This is a genomic window from Herbiconiux sp. VKM Ac-2851 (genome assembly GCF_013205105.1).
Taxonomy (GTDB): domain Bacteria; phylum Actinomycetota; class Actinomycetes; order Actinomycetales; family Microbacteriaceae; genus Herbiconiux; species Herbiconiux flava.
On sequence record NZ_JABMLJ010000002.1, the window covers coordinates 754,044 to 771,295 of the forward strand.

Consider the following 17,252-nt stretch of genomic DNA (forward strand, 5'->3'; position numbering starts at 1 on the left):
TGCGGCCGGGTGCGAGCCCTACGCCAGCGCCGGCACCCGCTCGCCCGCCGGCGGGTCGGCCGGGGCCGTGCCGTCGCCGAAGGGCCAGCCGCCGAGCTCCTCACGGTGGTGGGGAGTCAGCCAGCCCCGAGCATCCGGCCCCTTGGGGATGATGCCGGTCGGGTTGATGTCGCGGTGCACCACGTAGTAGTGGGCCTTGATCTGCGCGAAGTCGATGGTGTCGCCGAAGCCCGGCGTCTGGAAGAGGTCGCGGGCATAGGCCCAGAGCACCGGCATCTCGGACAGCTTCTGCCGGTTGCACTTGAAGTGCCCGTGGTAGACGGCGTCGAAGCGGGCGAGCGTGGTGAACAGGCGCACGTCGGCCTCGGTGATCGTGGTGCCGACGAGGAAGCGCTGGCGCGACAGCCGGTCGCTGAGCACGTCCAGTCGCTCGAAGAGCCTGTCGTAGGCGCGTTCGTACGCCTTCTGCGATCCGGCGAACCCGGCACGGTAGACGCCGTTGTTCACGTCGCGGAAGATCTCGGCGTTGAGGGCGTCGATCTCGTCGCGCAGGCGCTCGGGGTAGAGCTCGGGGGCACCCGGGCGGTGGAACTCCGTCCACTCGGTCGAGAAGTCCAGCGTGATCTGCGGGTAGTCGTTGGTGACGACCATCCCGCTCGCCACCTCGACGATCGCGGGCACCGTGATGCCCTTGGGGTAGTCGGGGAAGCGGGCGAGGTAGGCCTCCTGCAGCCGCTCGATGCCGAGCACCGGGTCGCGGCCGTCGGGGTCGAGGTCGAAGGTCCAGCTGCGCTCGTCGTGGGTCGGGCCGGGCAGGCCGAGCGAGATGGCGTCCTCGAGACCGAGCAGGCGGCGCACGATCACCGTGCGGTTCGCCCAGGGGCAGGCGCGGGCGGCGACGAGACGGTAGCGGCCCGCCTCCACGGGCCAGCCGTCGCGGCCGTCCCGCGTGATGCGATCTTCGATGTAGGCGGTGTCGCGGGTGAACTCCCCGGGCTGCACGTAGCTCATGCTCGAACCCTAGCCCGGGTCGCCCGGTGAGCCAGGACTCGCTCAGTTTTCGCTCAAGAACAGCGCAGGATGACACCGCTCGAGAAGGTCCATACGGGGTAATGAAAAGAGCGAAAGGCCTGGTCAGCACTAGTGATCGGTGTCGAGACGGGGGTGCCGGAGCGGGCTGCTGGGCCCGATTCGGGTGCTCTGGACATCCTGCTCGAGCGAAAGTAACGTGCTCATCACCCCCGAACGGACGTGCCGCCCTCATCACCCAGGGCGCCGTCCACGGCATACCCGATGCCGACGAGGTGGTGCGAACGGCTTTTACCCTGGCAGACCCGATGCCGCTGTTCGCACCACCTCCCCTTCCCGGGACCGTGAGGCTTCCCGGGGCCATCAAGCTCCGCAGGGCCGCCGGGCCTCGCAGGGCGATTACGCTTCTGGAGTGACCCGCACCTCCGATCGTCCCCGCCTCACCCGGCTGCCGCGGGACGTGATGGTGCTCGGCGTCATCGCCTTCTTCGTGATGCTCGGCTTCGGCGTCGTCGTTCCGGTGCTGCCCGTCTACGTGCGGAGCTTCGGCGTGGGCTACCTCGAGGTGGGCGCCGTGGTGTCGGCCTTCGCGGTGATGCGGCTGGTCGCGAATCCCTTCGTCGGCAAGCTGATCGACCTGCTCGGCGAGCGGGTGGTGCTCGCGGTCGGCATCGGCATCGTCGCCCTCTCCAGCGCTCTCGTCGGGCTCGCCGACAACTACCCGGCGGTGCTGCTGCTGCGCGGCGCCGGGGGTATCGGCTCGGCCATGTTCTCGGTCGCCGCGATGACCCTGCTGCTCGCCACGACCGAGCCCGCCGTGCGCGGGCGGGCCGTCGGCTTCTACCAGGGCGGGTTCCTGATCGGCGGCATGGCCGGACCGGCCGTCGGCGGCCTGCTCTCGGGCATCTCGCTGCACGCCCCGTTCTTCTTCTACGCCGGTACCCTCATGGTGGCCGGCGCCGTGGGGCTCGCCCTGCTGAAGCGCCGCACCCGCGACCCCGACGCGGTGCCCGAGCCTCCGCGGCCGTTCCGGCAGGTGCTGCGCGATCGCGGCTACCAGTCGGCGCTGCTCGCGAGCCTCGCCCAGGGCTGGTCGGCGATGGGCGTGCGCAGTGCGCTCGTGCCGGTGCTGATTGTCGAGGTGCTGCACGAGAAGCCGGCCATCACGGGCATCGCCTTTGCCGTCGCGGCGGTCGCGCAGACCCTGGCGCTGGCCCCGGCGGGCCGCTTCGTCGACACGGTGGGACGGAAGCCCGCGATCATCGGCGCCTTCGCGGTCGGGGCGCTCGTGATGGTCGCCATCCCGCTGGTGTCGTCGATCTGGCTGCTGATCGTGCTGCTGTCGGTCTACGGGGTCGCGGCCGCCTTCATGGGCACGGCTCCGGCCGCGGCCGTCGGTGACGCGGCGGGGGCGCGGGGCGGCCAGCCGGTCGCGGTGTTCCAGGCGGTGGCGGATGCCGGTGCCATCGTCGGACCGCTCACCGCCGGACTGCTCGTCGACGCCTTCGGCTACGAGGCGGCCTTCGCGTCGGCCGCGATCCTGATGGGGGCGGCGGCACTGTTCGCGCTCCGTATGCCCCGACGGGCATCCATCGCCTGACGGGGGCGGAGAGAGCCAGAAACGCCGCCTGGAGCCGACGCCGCCTGAGGAGCCGCCGGAGCCGTGACCGTCAGAGCACGCGCAGCAGGAACTCGCGCATCCGCTCGATCAGGGCGAGCCGGGACGACTCGCGACGGTACTCGTGCCCTTCCCCGGCGAGTTCGAGGTACTCCACCGGGCGCTCCAGCTCGCTCAGCGCCGCGACGATCCGGTGCGCCTCCCCGATCGGCACGTTCGTGTCGAGCTCCCCGTGCACGACGAGCAGCGGCACGTCGATGCGCTCGGCCTTCGCCAGCGGCGAGATGGAGCGCAGGAACTTCTTGTCGTGATCGGGATGCCCGTACTTCGTGACGGCGGCCGCGGCGATCCAGGGCTCGGTCTCGGCGTAGAAGGTGAGCAGGTGCGACATGCCGCAGATGTCGACGCCCGCGGCGAAGACCCCCGGCGTGAAGGCGAGGGCGGCGAGCGTGAGGTAGCCGCCGTAGGAACGCCCGGTGACGGCGATGCGGTCGGCCGAGGCCGCGCCGATGCCGATCAGGTGCTGCGCCGCCGCCGTCACGTCGTCGAACGCGCCCTGGCGCTTCTGCACGTCGTCGGCGTGCACGAACTCCCGGCCGAAGCCCGAGGAGCCGCGCACGTTCGGGGCGAACACGGTGATGCCGGCGGCGGCCATCACCTGGTGCTGGGGGCTGAAGGTGGGTCGCTCCTGCGACTCGGGGCCGCCATGGAGGTGCAGCATGGCGCGACCGGCTCCAGTGGCGGTTGCCCGGTACAGCCACCCCGTGATCTCCAGCCCGTCGAGCGAGCGGAACCGCTCCAGACTCGGCTGCACGAGCGCCACCGCGGGCAAGCTCGGCACATCGCTCACCCGCGTCCAGGCGAGGGTCGCCGTGTCGAGGTGCCAGAGCTCCCGCGGCCGCAGCGGACCCTCGACGGCGAGCAGCACGCTCGAGCCGTCGCGGCTGAGCACCGGGCTCGTCGCCACGGCCCCGGGCAGCCCGGGAACGGGTACCGAGGTCTCCGTGTACGTGTCGAAGAGCTCGAGCTCGCTCCTCCCGGCGACGTTCCAGACGAGCAGCAGCAGGCGACCCTCGTCGTCGCCGTCGAGCCCCTCGAGCTCGGCGTCGTCGCGGGCGGCCAGCATCCGGGTGGGGCGTGACCAGTCATCGGGGTCGACCGGGGCGGCCACGAGCTGCAGCCGGGGCAGCCCGACCTCGGTCGCGGCGTAGACGACGGCCGGCGCGCCCGTTCCGGGAGGGGCGGGCCGGATGAAGGCGCGGTCCGTCGCGCCTCGGCCCGGGTGCGGCAGCACGGGATGGTCGGTGTCGGTCTCGCGGTCGACGACCACGCAGAACTCGTGGCCCCGTCGCCCGTCGCGCACCACGAGCATCCGCTCGAAGGCCGACAGGTCGAGCACGTGGATCAGATCGCCCACGGCGAGCAGGTCGAGCTCGCCCGAGGCGGGGTCGGCGAGGTAGGCGCGGGTCGGTTCGCCCACCTCGGTCGAGGGCACGGTGAGCACGACGCGGTGGCCGCTCCTCGTCCACGGTCCGAGCTCGACGTGGCGCTCGGGCGGCCCGGAGATGCGCCGGGCGTCGCGGCCGTCGGGGCGCACGACCCAGACCTGGGTGCGCACCCCGCCGTCGGTGGCGACCGCGCAGGCGAGCCAGGCACTGTCGGCCGACCAGCTGACCGAGATCACGGGGTCGTCGGTGAAGCGGATGCGCGTGGGGGCGGCCCGCGGACCCTCGAGCACCACGTCCTGCACCCACACCTCGGGCGCCCCGCCGCGATCGCTGATGAACGCGACCCGGGCGGCGTCCGGCGTCATGGAGGGGCCCCAGCTGCCCCACGCGCCCACGAGGGCCGCCGCGAGGTCGCCCGAGCCTCCGGCGGTCACGGCCGGCCCCGTCATCGGATGCCGTGCTCCTGCAGCCACATCTCGAGCAGCGCGAGCTGCCACAGGGCGTTGGAGCCCAGGGTCGTGCGTTCGGAGTTGGGATCGGCGAGCATCCGTTCGACCCTAGCGGTGTCGAACAGCCCGCGCTCCCGGGCGGCCGGATCGTGCAGGGCGGCCCGCACCCGCTCGAGGTACCGTCCCTCGAGCTGGCGGATGGCCGGCACGGGGAAGTAGCCCTTGGTGCGGTCGATCACCGCGTCGGGCACGAGGCCCCGGCTGGCGCGCTTGAGCACACCCTTGCCCCCGTCGGAGAGCTTCAGCTCGGGCGGGATCTGCGCGACCAGCTCGACGAACTCGTGGTCGAGGAAGGGCACGCGGGCCTCGAGGCCCCACGCCATCGTCATGTTGTCGACCCGCTTCACGGGGTCGTCGACGAGCATGATCGTGGTGTCGTTGCGGAGCGCGGCGTCGACCGAGGTCTCGGCGCCGGGCCGCGCGAACTGCGCGGTGAGGAAGGACGTCGCGCTGTCGGGCCGCGCGGCGTCGCGCCAGGCCGGGCCGAGCAGCTGCTGCAGCTGGCCCCACGGGCGGTCGACGAACACCCGCGAGTAGGCCGCGACCGTCTCCTCGCGCGGCACGCCCGCAAGCGGCGGGTACCAGTCGTAGCCGCCGAGCACCTCGTCGGCGCCCTGCCCCGACTGCACCACCTTGACCGACTTCGAGACGTCCTCGGAGAGCAGGTAGAAGGCGACGCAGTCGTGGCTCACCATCGGCTCGCTCATCGCCGCGACCGTGCCGTCGATGCCGGGCAGCAGCCGGGAGGAGTCGATGGCGATGCGGTGGTGGTCGGTGCCGAAGTGCCGGGCGACGAGGCTGGAGTACTCGAATTCGTCGCCCGACTCGCCGCCGGCCGAGTCGAAGCCGATGCTGAAGGTGGCGAGGTCGGTCTGTCCGGCCTCGGCGAGCAGGGCGACCACGAGGCTCGAGTCGATGCCGCCCGAGAGCAGCACACCCACGGGCACGTCGGCGACCATCCGCCGCTCGACGGCGGTGCGGAGGCTCCCGATCAGGGCCTCCTGCCAGTCCTCGTCGCTCCAGCCGGCCTTGTCGGGGTCGCGCTCGAAGGCGGGCTCCCAGTAGACGTGGTCGGATGCGCGGCCGTCGGGCTCGATCATCCGCGCCGTCGCCGGCGGCAGCTTGGTCACCCCGGTCAGGATCGTGCGCGGCGCCGGCACGACCGAGTGGAAGCTGAGGTAGTGCTCGAGGGCCGTGCGGTCGATGGAGGTGTCGACGTCGCCCGACTCGAGCAGGGCCGGCAGCGTGGAGGCGAAGCGCAGCCGTCCGGGCCGCTCGTCGAGGTAGAGCGGCTTGATGCCGAGGCGGTCACGGGCGAGCATGGCGCGGCCGGAGGCGTGCTCGACGATCACGAAGGCGAACATGCCCAGCAGGTGCTCGACGCACTGCATGCCCCACTCGGCATACGCCTTGCCGATCACCTCGGTGTCGGAGGTGGAGAAGAAACGGTGGCCCTTGCCCTCGAGCTCGGCGCGCAGCTGCCGGTGGTTGTAGATGCAGCCGTTGAAGACGACCGTGAGGCCGAGCGGGGCGTCGATCATCGGCTGCGCCCCGGCGGCCGAGAGGTCGATGATCGAGAGCCGGCGGTGCCCGAGGGCGACCCGGCCGTTCGACCAGAGCCCGGTGCCGTCGGGGCCGCGGTGCACCTGGCAGGCGGTCATCCGGTCGACCGCGCCGAGATCGGCGCTCCGGCCGTCGAAGCGCAGCTCGCCCGCGATGCCGCACATGCTCAGACGCTCCCCGGTGCCGCGGTGATCCAGGTGTCCTTCGAGCCGCCGCCGCGGGAGGAGTTGACCACCATGCTCCCGGCCGGGGCCACGCGGGTGAGCGCGAGATCCGCGACCTCGAAGCCGTGCTCGCCCTCGCCGGTGGCGTAGACGAAGACGCGCAGGTCGACGTGCCGGGGCTCGAGGGCGGCACCGGGAACGCCGGCGGCCTCGGCGCCGGGCATCGGCGGGGCGCCGTCAGCGAAGGTCGGGTGCGACGAGAGCGGCACGACCTCCTGCGCCACCCAGGTCTCGGGGTCGGCGGCGATCGCGGCCCGCCGCTCGGCCACGGCAGCGGCTCCGGCCGCGGGCCCGATCAGCACGCCCTCGCCGCCGTGCCCGTCGACGGGCTTGGTGACGAGCTCGCCGACCCGCTCGAGCACGGTGCGGCGCTCCGCCTCGTCGCTCGTGCGGTAGGTCGGCACCTGCTCGAGCACGGGGCGCTCGTCGAGGTAGTAGGCGATCAGGGCCGGCAGGTGGCAGTACATCGCCTTGTCGTCGGCGATGCCGTTGCCCGGGGCGTTGGCGAGGAAGACCCGGCCGGCGGCGGCCACGTCCAGGATGCGCGCCCCGATCGGTTCGCCGTCGGCGACGGCGTCGGGCAGCTCCACGTCCAGGCGCAGGTAGAGCGCGTCGAGCACGGTGCCGTCGGCCGCGACGACGACGCTGCCGTCGCGGACGGCGAGGTCGGACAGCTCGAGGAGGGCGAGGCCCGCGCTCTCGGCGAGCATCCCGTGCTCGAACCAGGCGCCGCTCGTCGGGCCGCTCGACACGAGGGCGGCGGTCGGCACGCGGTCGGAGTCGGGGGTGAGGCCGGCGGCGACCCGGCCACCGGCGAGCAGCGTGCGGCGCAGCGAGCCGAAGACGCGCTCGGGATCGAGCATCGCGGCGGGGCGGGGAGCGCCGTCGGCGACCTCGTCCATCAGGCGGCGGATGGCGACCGCGTAGGCGGCGCCGCTCGGGTTCCGCACGTTGTCCTCGAGCACGCGCCAGCCGCCGAACTCGTTGCGCACGAGGTCGAAGCCGAAGACGGCCGAGCGCGTGACGTCGGCGGGGAGGGCGCGCGCCGCGGGCATCCACCCGGGGCTCCCCTCGATCACGGCGCGGGGGATGACGCCGTCCTCGACGATGCGCTGCTCGCCGTAGACGTCGCGGAGGAACGCCTCGATGGCCCGGGCGCGCTGGGTCAGGCCGGCTGTTATCTGCGACCACTCGTGCGCGTTGATCACGCGGGGGACGAGGTCGACCTCGAAGGGCCGCTCCTCGCCCGAGACGCGGAAGGTGACCCCGTGCTCGTGCGTCCAGTCGCGGGCGGCCGAACGCGCCGACTCGACCTTCTCCGGGCTGAGGCCCTCGAAGTAGGCGATCAGCTGCTCGTAGGCCGGGCGGGGGCGGGAGCCGGGGCCGACCGCCTCGTCGCCCGCGCGGGTGCGGTAGGTGCGGAGCGCGGGCACGGCGGGCGGGATGCCCCCGGCCGGGCCGTGCGTCTCGTCGACCACGAGCTTGACGACGGCCTCGATGTCGCCCCGCTCGGCGAAGGCGGCCCGCTGCCGGTCGGCCGAGTTGCCGCGGGCGAGCAGCGTCTCGGCGAGCGCCACGACCTCCTCGTAGTCGCCGAGCTCCTCGAGCTGGGGGCGCAGCCGCCGGATCAGGTGCCGCACGGCGTGGGCCGCCGCGGTGGGGCGCGGATGCGGGCCGTCGTCGAGCAGGTCGCCCGACAGTCCGCCGCGCGCGGCCTGCCACATCGCGGCGCGGTGGATCGGCGCCGGCACCGGGTGGTACGGCCGGCCCTGCTCGATGTCGACCTCGGCGGCCCGCACGGCGGCACGGAAGAGCCCCGCGATCAGCACCGCGTCGTCGACGATCGGGCAGGCGTCGCAGACGCGCAGCTCGAGGGTGGGCGCGTGCGACGAGGGGCGCACCTCGAAGTAGGCCATCTTCGAGTCGGCGATCACGCCGGTCGCGATCAGGTCGGCGAGCAGCTCGTCGTACTCCGCGGCCGAGCCGAGGTCGCCGGTGGCCCCGGCGCTCGGCCAGCGCTGCCAGATGATGGAGCGGATGCTCGAGTAGCCGGTGTCGAGCCCGTTCCAGTACGGGGAGCTCGCCGAGATCGCGAGCAGCACGGGCAGGTCGCGGGAGACCCGCTGGGCTATGTCGACGGCGAGATCGCGGTCGCTCACCCCGACGTGGATCTGGGTGCCGCAGATCAGCTGCTCGTCGACGAGCAGGCGGTACTGCTCCTGCATGCGCCCGTAGCGGCCGGTCGTCGTCAGCTCGAAGTCGGCGAACTCCGAACGGGGGGCGGTGCCGACGCAGGCGATGCCGACCCCGTCGGGAGCCGCCGCCTCGATCACGCCGCGACGCAGCCGCAGGATCTCCTGGCGGAGCCCGTCGAGGGTCGAGACCACGTCGGTGTTCGTCTCGACGGTGGTGCGCTGGATCTCGGCCGAGTAGTTCACGGCGGGCAGCCGCGACAGGATCTGCGGCGCGCGGGCCGACAGCTTCCCGCTCTCGAGATCGATGAGGTGGAGCTCTTCTTCCGCACCAAGCGTCAACTCCGCTGCCATGGCCTCACCCTACGAGGGTCTCCGGCCCTCGGCCCGAATCGTCGACTGATCGAAACATGAGCCCCTGCGCGGAAGCCTCGCTGTAGTAGCGTTGAACAACGTGCAGTAGAGCTGAACAGATGGAGCAGATCAATGTCGATCGACACCCCCCGCATCGCCTTCGTGGGCACCGGCGCCAACGGCGCGGCGATCGCCGCCGACCTCACCCGCGCTGGTCACGACGTGACCTTCATCGAGCAGTGGCCGGCCCACGTGGCGGCCATGCGCGAGCACGGCATCACGGTGAAGATGCCCGACCGCACCGAGAACACGGCGGTGAAGGCCTACGACCTGTTCGAGGTCGCCACCTTGCGGCACCCCTTCGACATCGTCTTCATCGTCGTCAAGGCCTACGACACCCGCTGGGCCTGCGAGCTGATCAAGCCGCTCGTGAAGCCCGATGGGCTGGTCGTCGGGCTGCAGAACGGCATGTCGGTCGACGACATCGCCGACGTGATGGGCCCGGAGCGTGCGGTCGGCGCCGTGATCGAGGTGGCGTCGAACATGTGGGAGCCCGGCGTCTGCAACCGCGAGACCCCGCCCGAGGAGGCGTGGTTCGCGATCGGGGGCATCCACCCGGCCGTGATCGGGCGTGAGCAGGAGGTCGCCGACGTTCTGCGGCACGCCGGAACGGTCGAGGTCTCCGACGACATCCGCTCCTCCAAGTGGGGCAAGCTGATCGTCAACGCGGCCGAGCTCGTGCCCTCGGCGATCCTCGACCTCGAGCTCGCGAAGGCCATCCAGGTGCCCGGCATGTACGAGTTCATGCTGCGCTGCGGCACCGAGGCGGCCCGGGCGGCCGTCGACTCCGGCTCCGCCCTGCGGCCCATCTTCGGCATGACCGACGCCGACCTCACGAACCCCGAGGTCTTCGCCGAGCAGCTGTTCGAGCAGGTGCTGCGGCGCTTCTCCTCGCCGACCACGCGCACGACGTCGCTGCAGGACTGGATGAAGGGGCGCCGCAACGAGGTGCACGAGATCAACGGCCTCGTCGTCGACGTGCAGCGCGCACGCGGCGGCAGCGCTCCCGCGAACGAGCGCGTGGTCGAGCTGGCCCGGCGGATCGAGGCGGGCGAGCTGGAGCGCTCGCCGGAGAACATCGCGCTGCTGCTGGCCTGAGGCCACCACACCCTGACGCCCTGGCGCGCGCAGCCCCGCAGAAGGGCGCGTGGTCCAGACTGGATCCATGAACCCGACCGAGAGCTTCCGGGCCGCCCGCGACACCGTGCTCGCGCACCGCATCGACGCGCCCGCCGCCCGCGCTGCCTTCCGCTGGCCCGACGTCGGCCCGCACTTCAACTGGGCCGTCGACTGGTTCGACGAGATCGCGATCGGCAACGACCGCCCGGCACTGCACATCGTCGAGGAGGACGGGAGCGAGACCGTCGTCAGCTTCGACCTCATGCGCGCCCGCTCCGACGAGGTCGCCGCCTGGCTGCACGGTGAGGGCGTCGAGCAGGGCGACCACGTGATGCTCATGCTGGGCAACCGCGTCGAGCTGTGGGAGTCGATGCTCGCCGTGATGAAGCTCGGGGCGGTCATCCTCCCCACCACGACCCTGCTCTCGCCGGCCGACCTCGCCGACCGGATCGAGCGCGGCGAGATCGCCCACGTCATCGTCGACGTGACCGAGGTCGCCAAGTTCGACGAGGTCGAGGGCGACTTCACGCCGATCGTCGTCGGCGCCGACCCCGAGGCGGTGCCCGAGGGCTGGATCGACTACGCCGAGTCGGTCGACGCCCCCGGCATCAGCCCGACCGTGGTCGTCGACTCGGGCGACCCCTGCCTGATCTACTTCACCTCCGGCACCACGTCGAAGCCCAAGATGGTCGTGCACAGCCACGAGTCGTACCCGGTCGGCCACCTCAGCACGCTCTACTGGCTCGGCGTGCAGCCGGGTGACACTCACCTCGCGATCAGCTCCCCGGGCTGGGGCAAGCACGCCTGGAGCTGCTTCTTCGCCCCGTGGAACGCCGAGGCCACCGTCTTCGTCTACAACTACGGCCGCTTCGACGCGGCAGGCCTGCGCGCCCAGCTCGACCGCGCCGGCGTGAACACCTTCTGCGCCCCTCCGACGGTGTGGCGGATGCTCATCCAGAGCGAGCTCGGCACGAAGCCCCGGGCGCTGACCGAGATCCTCTCGGCCGGCGAGCCGCTGAACCCGGGCGTCATCAAGGCGGTCGAGGAGGCCTGGGGCCTGACCATCCGCGACGGCTACGGGCAGACCGAGACCACCGCGATCATCGCGAACCCGCCCGGTGCTGCCGTGGTGCCCGGCGCGATGGGGCAGGCGCTGCCCGGGGTCGCGATCGCCATCGTCGACCCGGTCTCGGGCGAGCCGTCCCCGGCCGACGACGGGGTGCAGCTCGGCGAGATCTGCCTCGACCTCGCCGAGGAGCCCGCGAACCTGATGTCGGGCTACTACGGCGACGAGGAGCGCACGGCCGCCGCGCGGGCCGACGGGTACTTCCGCACCGGCGACGTCGCCGAGCGGTCCGCCGACGGCACCATCACCTTCGTCGGCCGCACCGACGACATCTTCAAGTCGTCCGACTTCAAGATCTCGCCGTTCGAGGTCGAGAGCGCGCTGCTGCAGCACGCGGCCGTGGCCGAGTCGGCGGTCGTGCCCGCTCCGGATGACCTGCGGCACAGCATCGTCAAGGCCTACGTGACCCTCGCCGCCGGCTGGGAGCCGAGCGCCGAGACCGCGGCGGCGATCTTCGCCCACTCCCGCGAGGCGCTGTCGTCGTTCGAGCGGGTGCGCCGGCTGGAGTTCGCCGAGCTGCCGAAGACCATCTCGGGCAAGATCCGCCGGGTCGAGCTGAGGCAGCGCGAGGACGAGGCCTTCGCACGCGGCGAGGAGCTCGCGGAGGAGTTCCGGGAGGACCGGCTCTAGCCGTCCCGCTCGGGCGCCTCGAGCAGTGCCCTCGCGAACGGCGCCAGCGCGGGCGACTGCCGGGCGCGGTCGAAGGCCCGCTCGATCGCGGCGGCGTGCACCGGTCGGGCGCGGTCGAGCAGCAGCCGCCCCGCCTCCGTCAGCTCGAGCGCGACGCCGCGGCGGTCGTCGCGGCTCGGCGCACGGTGCAGCAGCTGCCGCTCCTCGAGCCGGTTCACCAGTCGGGTGGTGGCGCTCCCGGTCAGCGCGGCGACCTCGCTCGCCACCTGCATGCGGAGCGGATGCGCGTCGGGAGCGCCGACGGCGTCGAGCACCCGGTACTCCACCACCGACAGGCCGACGCTCCGGGCGAGCGCCTGCTCGAGCTCGGCTTCGACGCAGGCGTGCAGCGCGGCGAGCCCCTGCCAGGCGCGCTCGCTCACGCGAACAGCTCCGGGTGCTTCACCAGCTCGAGCCGGGTGCGCCGGATGTGGGTGACCAGCACCCGCTCGGCGTCATCCGGATCGCCCCGCCGCAGGCAGTCGACCAGCAGATGGTGCTCGAGGTGCGTCACCCCGATGCCCGAGACGCCGACGAGCGTCGCGTAGGCCCGGCGGTAGTGCTGCGTGGTGTTCCAGAGCCGGTGGATGATCTGCCAGAGCTCGCCCATGGCCGCGCCGGCGTAGCTCAGCAGATGGAACTCGCGGTCATCCGCCATGAAGGCGTCGACGTCGGTGTTGGCCTCCATCCGGTCGGCGAGCTCGGCCAGGCGGTCGAGCTGCTTGACGGAGAGGTGCTCGAGGCTCCGGCGCAGCAGCAGCGGCTCCAGCCGTTCACGGATCGAGTAGGCCTCGACGCACTCCTCGAGGCTCAGCCGCGAGACCCAGGCGCCCGAGTTCGCGACCAGGGTGACGAGACCGTCGGCGGCGAGCATCCGGATGGCCTCGCGCGCGGGGATGCGGCTCGCTCCGAAGCGCTCGGCGAGGTCCTCCTGCCGCAGTCGCGTGCCGGGCGCCAGCGTGCCGCCGAGGATCTCGCGGCGGAGGCTCTCGGCGATGCGGTGGCTCGCGACGTTGTCGCGGTACGCGGAGTCGCGGGTGACGCTGGTGTCGGTCATCGCCTCGAATACTAACCGCGGGTCATTCCGCCGGGCGAGCGGGGTGCCACAGGCGCACCTCGGCCTCCTGCTCGTACTGCTTGCCGTGCGGGTAGCTGACGAGCTCGAACTGCATGCCCCAGGGGCTCAGGAAGTAGACCCAGCGCTGGCCCTCCGAGGCGTTGCGGCTCGCGGTCGGTGCACCGAGCATCCGGATGCCCGCCTCCTCCAGTGCCGCCACGGCCACGTCGAGGTCGTCGACGTAGAACGCGACGTGGTGCCCGCCGAGGTCGCTGTTGCGCGGCTGCGGTCGCTGGTCGGCGGCGGGCTCGTACTCGAAGACCTCGAAGTTCGGGCCGTGGCCGCAGCGGTAGAAGCGGATCTCCCGTACGACGCTCCGCGGGTCGACGTTCAAGTGCTCCTGCATCCAGTCGTCGTCGCGGCGCATCGCCGGCAGCGTGTAGACGTGCGTGCAGCCGATCACGTCGACGAAGAAGCGGTGCGCCTCCTCGAGGTCGGGAACGGTGAAGCCGAGGTGCTCGGCACCTCGGAGTCCGGGTAGGGCCACGGTCGCCTCCTCGCGATCAATGTATCCAGTAGCCACGATAGCTGCCCGCGATTGTCGGCGAAAGGCTTGCAATGGATCCATTCGAGATCTAGTCTGCTGAGCAACCGGCTTCACCCCCGTGCAAAGGAGCACCTGCAATGCCTCGCGAGAAACGCCTCCAGCCCGGCTCCCCCTGGGTCGAGCTGAGCACGACCGCCGCCGACTGGAAGGCCGCCGATCCGGCCCTGCTCGACACGATGCTCGGTCAGCTGCACCTCATCCGCGCCTTCGAGGAGGCGGTGCTCGAGCTCGCGGGAGCCGGCCTCGTGCACGGCCCCGCGCACTCGAGCATCGGCCAGGAGGGCGGCGCGGTCGGATCCATCGTCGGGCTGCGCTCGAGCGACGGCGTGAACGGCTCGCACCGCGGGCACCACCAGTTCCTCGCCAAGGCGCTCGCGCACGTCGCCCCCGAGGGGCTCGACCCGACGGCGCTCGTCACCCCCGCGGTGCAGGACGTGCTGCAGAAGACGCTCGCCGAGATCCTCGGCCTCGCCCAGGGCTACTGCCGGGGGCGCGGCGGCTCGATGCACCTGCAGTGGCACGAGGCGGGGGCTCTCGGCACCAACGCGATCGTGGGCGGCGGGGTGCCGCTCGGGGCCGGCAACGCGTGGGCGCAGAAGCACGCCTGGGCCGAGAAGCAGGCGGGCGGCGCCGCCGCCGCCTCCGCTTCCGACGCCGGCTCCGATCTCACCGTCAGCTACTTCGGCGACGGCGCCGTGAACATCGGCTCGGTGCTGGAGTCGATGAACCTCGCCGCCGCGTGGAGGCTGCCGTTCTGCTTCTTCATCGAGAACAACCTCTACGCCGTCTCGACGCACGTCAGCGAGGTGACCGCCGAGCCGCGGCTCTCGGCCCGCGCGCTCGGCTTCGACATCCCCGCCTGGCGGGTGGACGGCATGGACCCGCTGGCCGTGCACCTCGCGATGGAGAAGGCCGCCGAGCGGATGCGCGCCGGCGACGGCCCCGCCGTGATCGAGGTCGAGGTCTACCGCTACTTCCACCAGAACGGCCCGTACCCGGGCAGCGCCTTCGGCTACCGCAGCAAGGAGGAGGAGCAGTCCTGGCGCGACCGCGACCCGGTCCTCCGGATGGCGCGGGAGCTCACCTCCCTCGGCCGGATCGACGAGGACGGGCTCGCCGCCGTGCGCTCACAGGCCCAGGAGGCCGTGCGCCTCGCGGTCGACGCCCTGACCGAGCCCGACCCCGACGGCAAACCGGGGGTGAAGCGCATCCGCCCCGAGCTCTGGCCCGACCCGGGCTTCGTGGACGTGGGCATCCGCGGCGACCTCTCGGAGATCGCCGACGCCGACACGCTCGAGCAGGCCGACTACACGGGCGGCACCACCAAGGGCAAGTTCGTCGACGCGGTGGCCGCCGTGATGGACCGGCGAATGGGCGAGGACGAGCGCATCGTCGTGCTCGGCGAGGACATCCATCGCCTGAAGGGCGGCACCAACGGCGCCACCAAGGGGCTGTCGGAGAAGTACCCCGGCCGGGTTCTGGGCACTCCGATCAGCGAGAACGCCTTCGCCGGCCTGGGCGGTGGGATCGCCCTCGACGGCCGCTATCGGCCTGTCGTGGAGTTCATGTACCCCGACTTCATGTGGGTCGCCGCCGACCAGGTGTTCAACCAGATCGGCAAGGCGCGGCACATGTTCGGCGGCGACAACCCGGTGCCGCTCGTGCTGCGCACCAAGATCGCCATGGGCTCGGGCTACGGCTCGCAGCACCTGATGGACCCGGCCGGCATCTTCGCCACGAGCCCCGGCTGGCGCATCATGGCCGCCTCGACGCCCTTCGACTACGTCGGGCTGATGAACGCCGCGCTCGCGATCGACGACCCGGTGCTGATGATCGAGCACGTCGACCTCTACGCCGAGTCGGGCGAGATCCCGGACGACCTCGACCACCAGATCCCGTTCGGGAAGGCCGCGGTGCGGCGCTCGGGCTCCGACGTCACGGTGATCAGCTACCTGTCGATGGTGGGCGAGAGCGCCAAGGCCATCGAGCAGACGGGCATCGACGCGGAGCTGATCGACCTGCGCTTCCTCGACCGCGCCTCGCTCGACTGGGACACCGTGGGCGAGTCGATCCAGAAGACCAACGCCGTGCTGATCGTGGAGCAGGGCGCTCAGGGCACGTCCTACGGTGCCTGGCTCGCCGACGAGATCCAGCGCCGGTACTTCGACTGGCTCGACCAGCCGGTGCAGCGGGTCACGGGTTCCGAGGCCTCGCCGAGCATCTCGAAGGTGCTCGAGCGGGCCGCCATCGCCAAGGCCGACGACGTCGTCGTCGGGCTCGAACGGGTGCGCGCCGCATTCGGGAAGGGGGCCTGAGATGGCGACGATCATCCGCATGCCCAGTGTTCTGGCGGGCTCCGAGGAAGCAGCGATCGCGAGCTGGCTCGTGACGCCCGGGCAGACCGTGGCGGTCGGCGACCCGTTGGCCGAGATCGAGACCGAGAAGGCCGTCGTGGAGTACAACTCCGAGGACGCCGGGGTCGTCGGGCGCGTGCTGCTCGAACCCGGACAGGCCGGGGAGATCGGGGCGCCGATCGCCGTGCTGATCAGCGAGGGCGAGACCGACGCCGACATCGACGCGGCCCTCGGCCAGGCGCCGGCGGCAGCCGTAACCGGGCCCGACTCGGCGCCCGACGCGACCGAGCGCGACCCCGACGGCGGCACGCCCGTCGTGGAGGCGGCGTCGCTCGAGGCGGCGGCGGAGGAGGCGGCACCCGAGGTTCCGGAGCCGGCCGTCGAGCCGACCCCGGCGGAGTCCGCCGACGACCGGTCCCGTCTGTTCGTGAGCCCCATCGCGCGCAAGCTGGCGAAGGAGCGCGGCCTCGACCCCGCGACGATCACCGGCACGGGCCCCGGCGGCCGCATCGTGCGGCGCGATGTGGAGGACGCGGCGGTGCCCGCGGCCGCAGTGCCCTCGGAGGCCGCGCCGGCGGCGGCTTCCGCCCCGGCGGCGGAACGCGCATCCGTCGCCCCGGAGACCACGTCGCCCGACGGCGTCGAGCTCGTGCCGCACACCGCGATGCGGAAGGCCATCGCGCGGCGGCTCACCGAGAGCAAGTCGACCGTGCCGCACTTCTACCTCACGGCCGAGTGCCGGGTCGACGAGCTGCTCGCCCTGCGCGCGCGGGTCAACGAGACCTCGAGCGTGCGGGTCTCGGTGAACGACTTCGTGCTGAAGGCGGTGGCCGCCGCGTTCCAGGCGGTGCCCGAGGCCAACGTCACCTGGAGCGACGAGGGGATGCGCGTGCATCCCTCGGTCGACATCGCCGTCGCGGTGGCCACCGACGGCGGCCTCGTCACCCCCGTGGTGCGCGGGGTGGAGGCGCGCAGCCTCAGTTCGGTCAGCACCGCGGTGGCCGATCTGGCCGGCCGGGCGAAGGCGAAGAAGCTCAAGCAGAGCGAGCTCGAGGGCGGCAGCTTCTCGGTGTCGAACCTCGGCATGTACGGCACGCTGGAGTTCGCGGCGATCCTGAACCCGCCGCACTCGGGCATCCTGGCGGTCGGCGCCGCGAAGCCCCAGCCGGTCGTCGTCGACGGTGAGCTGGCGGTGGCGACCGTGATGCGCTGCACGCTCTCGGTCGACCACCGGGCGGTCGACGGGGCGCTGGCGGCCCGCTGGCTGGCGGCGTTCCAGCAGGCGGTCGAGAACCCGCTGTCGATCCTGGTCTGACCGAGGCT

12 protein-coding genes are annotated in these 17,252 nt (G+C 72.2%); 5 read left to right on the forward strand and 7 right to left on the reverse strand.

What is annotated here, in order from left to right:
• Nucleotides 1-18: 18 nt before the first annotated feature.
• Nucleotides 19-1,011, reverse strand: coding sequence for a glutathione S-transferase family protein (locus tag HQQ85_RS10200; protein ID WP_173182382.1), 993 nt, complete (start codon nt 1,009-1,011; stop codon nt 19-21).
• A gap of 430 nt (nt 1,012-1,441) precedes the next feature.
• On the opposite strand from HQQ85_RS10200, the gene HQQ85_RS10205 reads away from it, so the two are divergent.
• Entirely contained in the window at nt 1,442-2,629 is a 1,188-nt protein-coding gene (locus tag HQQ85_RS10205; protein ID WP_371741841.1) for an MFS transporter, read from the forward strand.
• Nucleotides 2,630-2,699: 70 nt separating this feature from the next.
• On the opposite strand, the gene HQQ85_RS10210 is transcribed toward HQQ85_RS10205, so the two are convergent.
• Genes HQQ85_RS10210 through HQQ85_RS10220 form a run of 3 tightly spaced genes read right to left on the reverse strand, consistent with a single transcriptional unit; the run spans nt 2,700 to nt 8,937 of the window.
• Nucleotides 2,700-4,544 carry a prolyl oligopeptidase family serine peptidase gene (locus HQQ85_RS10210; RefSeq protein WP_173182383.1) on the reverse strand — a complete coding sequence of 615 codons (1,845 nt, stop codon included), beginning with the start codon at nt 4,542-4,544 and terminating at the stop codon, nt 2,700-2,702.
• Entirely contained in the window at nt 4,541-6,331 is a 1,791-nt protein-coding gene (locus tag HQQ85_RS10215; protein ID WP_173182384.1) for an N-acetylglutaminylglutamine amidotransferase, read from the reverse strand. Before HQQ85_RS10215 ends, HQQ85_RS10210 begins: the two co-directional genes overlap by 4 nt.
• Nucleotides 6,332-6,333: 2 nt before the next feature.
• Nucleotides 6,334-8,937: a carboxylate--amine ligase/circularly permuted type 2 ATP-grasp protein gene (locus tag HQQ85_RS10220; RefSeq protein WP_173182385.1), complete on the reverse strand. Its 2,604-nt coding sequence runs from the start codon at nt 8,935-8,937 to the stop codon at nt 6,334-6,336.
• Between the two features lie 132 nt (nt 8,938-9,069).
• Between HQQ85_RS10220 and HQQ85_RS10225 the strand changes: the two genes are divergently transcribed.
• Both HQQ85_RS10225 and HQQ85_RS10230 read left to right on the forward strand, forming a co-directional pair.
• Nucleotides 9,070-10,095 carry a ketopantoate reductase family protein gene (locus HQQ85_RS10225; RefSeq protein ID WP_173182386.1) on the forward strand — a complete coding sequence of 342 codons (1,026 nt, stop codon included), beginning with the start codon at nt 9,070-9,072 and terminating at the stop codon, nt 10,093-10,095.
• A gap of 67 nt (nt 10,096-10,162) precedes the next feature.
• Nucleotides 10,163-11,872, forward strand: a complete 1,710-nt coding sequence (locus tag HQQ85_RS10230) for an AMP-binding protein (RefSeq protein ID WP_173182387.1) — start codon at nt 10,163-10,165, stop codon at nt 11,870-11,872.
• On the opposite strand, the gene HQQ85_RS10235 is transcribed toward HQQ85_RS10230, so the two are convergent.
• The 3 genes from HQQ85_RS10235 to HQQ85_RS10245 are packed head-to-tail and all read right to left on the reverse strand — an operon-like array spanning nt 11,869 to nt 13,515.
• A complete protein-coding gene (locus HQQ85_RS10235; protein ID WP_173182388.1) occupies nt 11,869-12,294 on the reverse strand; it encodes a MarR family transcriptional regulator in 426 nt (141 codons plus the stop codon). The two genes, HQQ85_RS10230 and HQQ85_RS10235, sit on opposite strands and share 4 nt — an antisense overlap.
• Nucleotides 12,291-12,968: a GntR family transcriptional regulator gene (locus HQQ85_RS10240; protein ID WP_173182389.1), complete on the reverse strand. Its 678-nt coding sequence runs from the start codon at nt 12,966-12,968 to the stop codon at nt 12,291-12,293. Before HQQ85_RS10240 ends, HQQ85_RS10235 begins: the two co-directional genes overlap by 4 nt.
• 22 nt (nt 12,969-12,990) lie before the next feature.
• Nucleotides 12,991-13,515: a VOC family protein gene (locus HQQ85_RS10245; protein ID WP_371741842.1), complete on the reverse strand. Its 525-nt coding sequence runs from the start codon at nt 13,513-13,515 to the stop codon at nt 12,991-12,993.
• A gap of 137 nt (nt 13,516-13,652) precedes the next feature.
• Here HQQ85_RS10245 and HQQ85_RS10250 point away from each other — a divergent pair, with 137 nt between their 5' ends.
• Nucleotides 13,653-15,890 carry a thiamine pyrophosphate-dependent enzyme gene (locus HQQ85_RS10250; protein ID WP_173182391.1) on the forward strand — a complete coding sequence of 746 codons (2,238 nt, stop codon included), beginning with the start codon at nt 13,653-13,655 and terminating at the stop codon, nt 15,888-15,890.
• Nucleotide 15,891: 1 nt separating this feature from the next.
• The gene (locus HQQ85_RS10255; RefSeq protein ID WP_173182392.1) at nt 15,892-17,244 is read left to right on the forward strand and encodes a dihydrolipoamide acetyltransferase family protein; all 1,353 of its coding nucleotides are present in this window, start codon (nt 15,892-15,894) and stop codon (nt 17,242-17,244) included.
• The last annotated feature ends 8 nt before the right edge of the window (nt 17,245-17,252 follow it).

Coding starts and splice junctions, on each gene's coding strand:
- HQQ85_RS10200 (WP_173182382.1), bottom strand. CDS start 1,011: ATGAGCTACGTGCAGCCCGGGGAGTTCACCCGCGACACCGCCTACATC.
- HQQ85_RS10210 (WP_173182383.1), bottom strand. CDS start 4,544: ATGACGGGGCCGGCCGTGACCGCCGGAGGCTCGGGCGACCTCGCGGCG.
- HQQ85_RS10215 (WP_173182384.1), bottom strand. CDS start 6,331: ATGTGCGGCATCGCGGGCGAGCTGCGCTTCGACGGCCGGAGCGCCGAT.
- HQQ85_RS10220 (WP_173182385.1), bottom strand. CDS start 8,937: ATGGCAGCGGAGTTGACGCTTGGTGCGGAAGAAGAGCTCCACCTCATC.
- HQQ85_RS10225 (WP_173182386.1), top strand. CDS start 9,070: ATGTCGATCGACACCCCCCGCATCGCCTTCGTGGGCACCGGCGCCAAC.
- HQQ85_RS10230 (WP_173182387.1), top strand. CDS start 10,163: ATGAACCCGACCGAGAGCTTCCGGGCCGCCCGCGACACCGTGCTCGCG.
- HQQ85_RS10240 (WP_173182389.1), bottom strand. CDS start 12,968: ATGACCGACACCAGCGTCACCCGCGACTCCGCGTACCGCGACAACGTC.
- HQQ85_RS10250 (WP_173182391.1), top strand. CDS start 13,653: ATGCCTCGCGAGAAACGCCTCCAGCCCGGCTCCCCCTGGGTCGAGCTG.
- HQQ85_RS10255 (WP_173182392.1), top strand. CDS start 15,892: ATGGCGACGATCATCCGCATGCCCAGTGTTCTGGCGGGCTCCGAGGAA.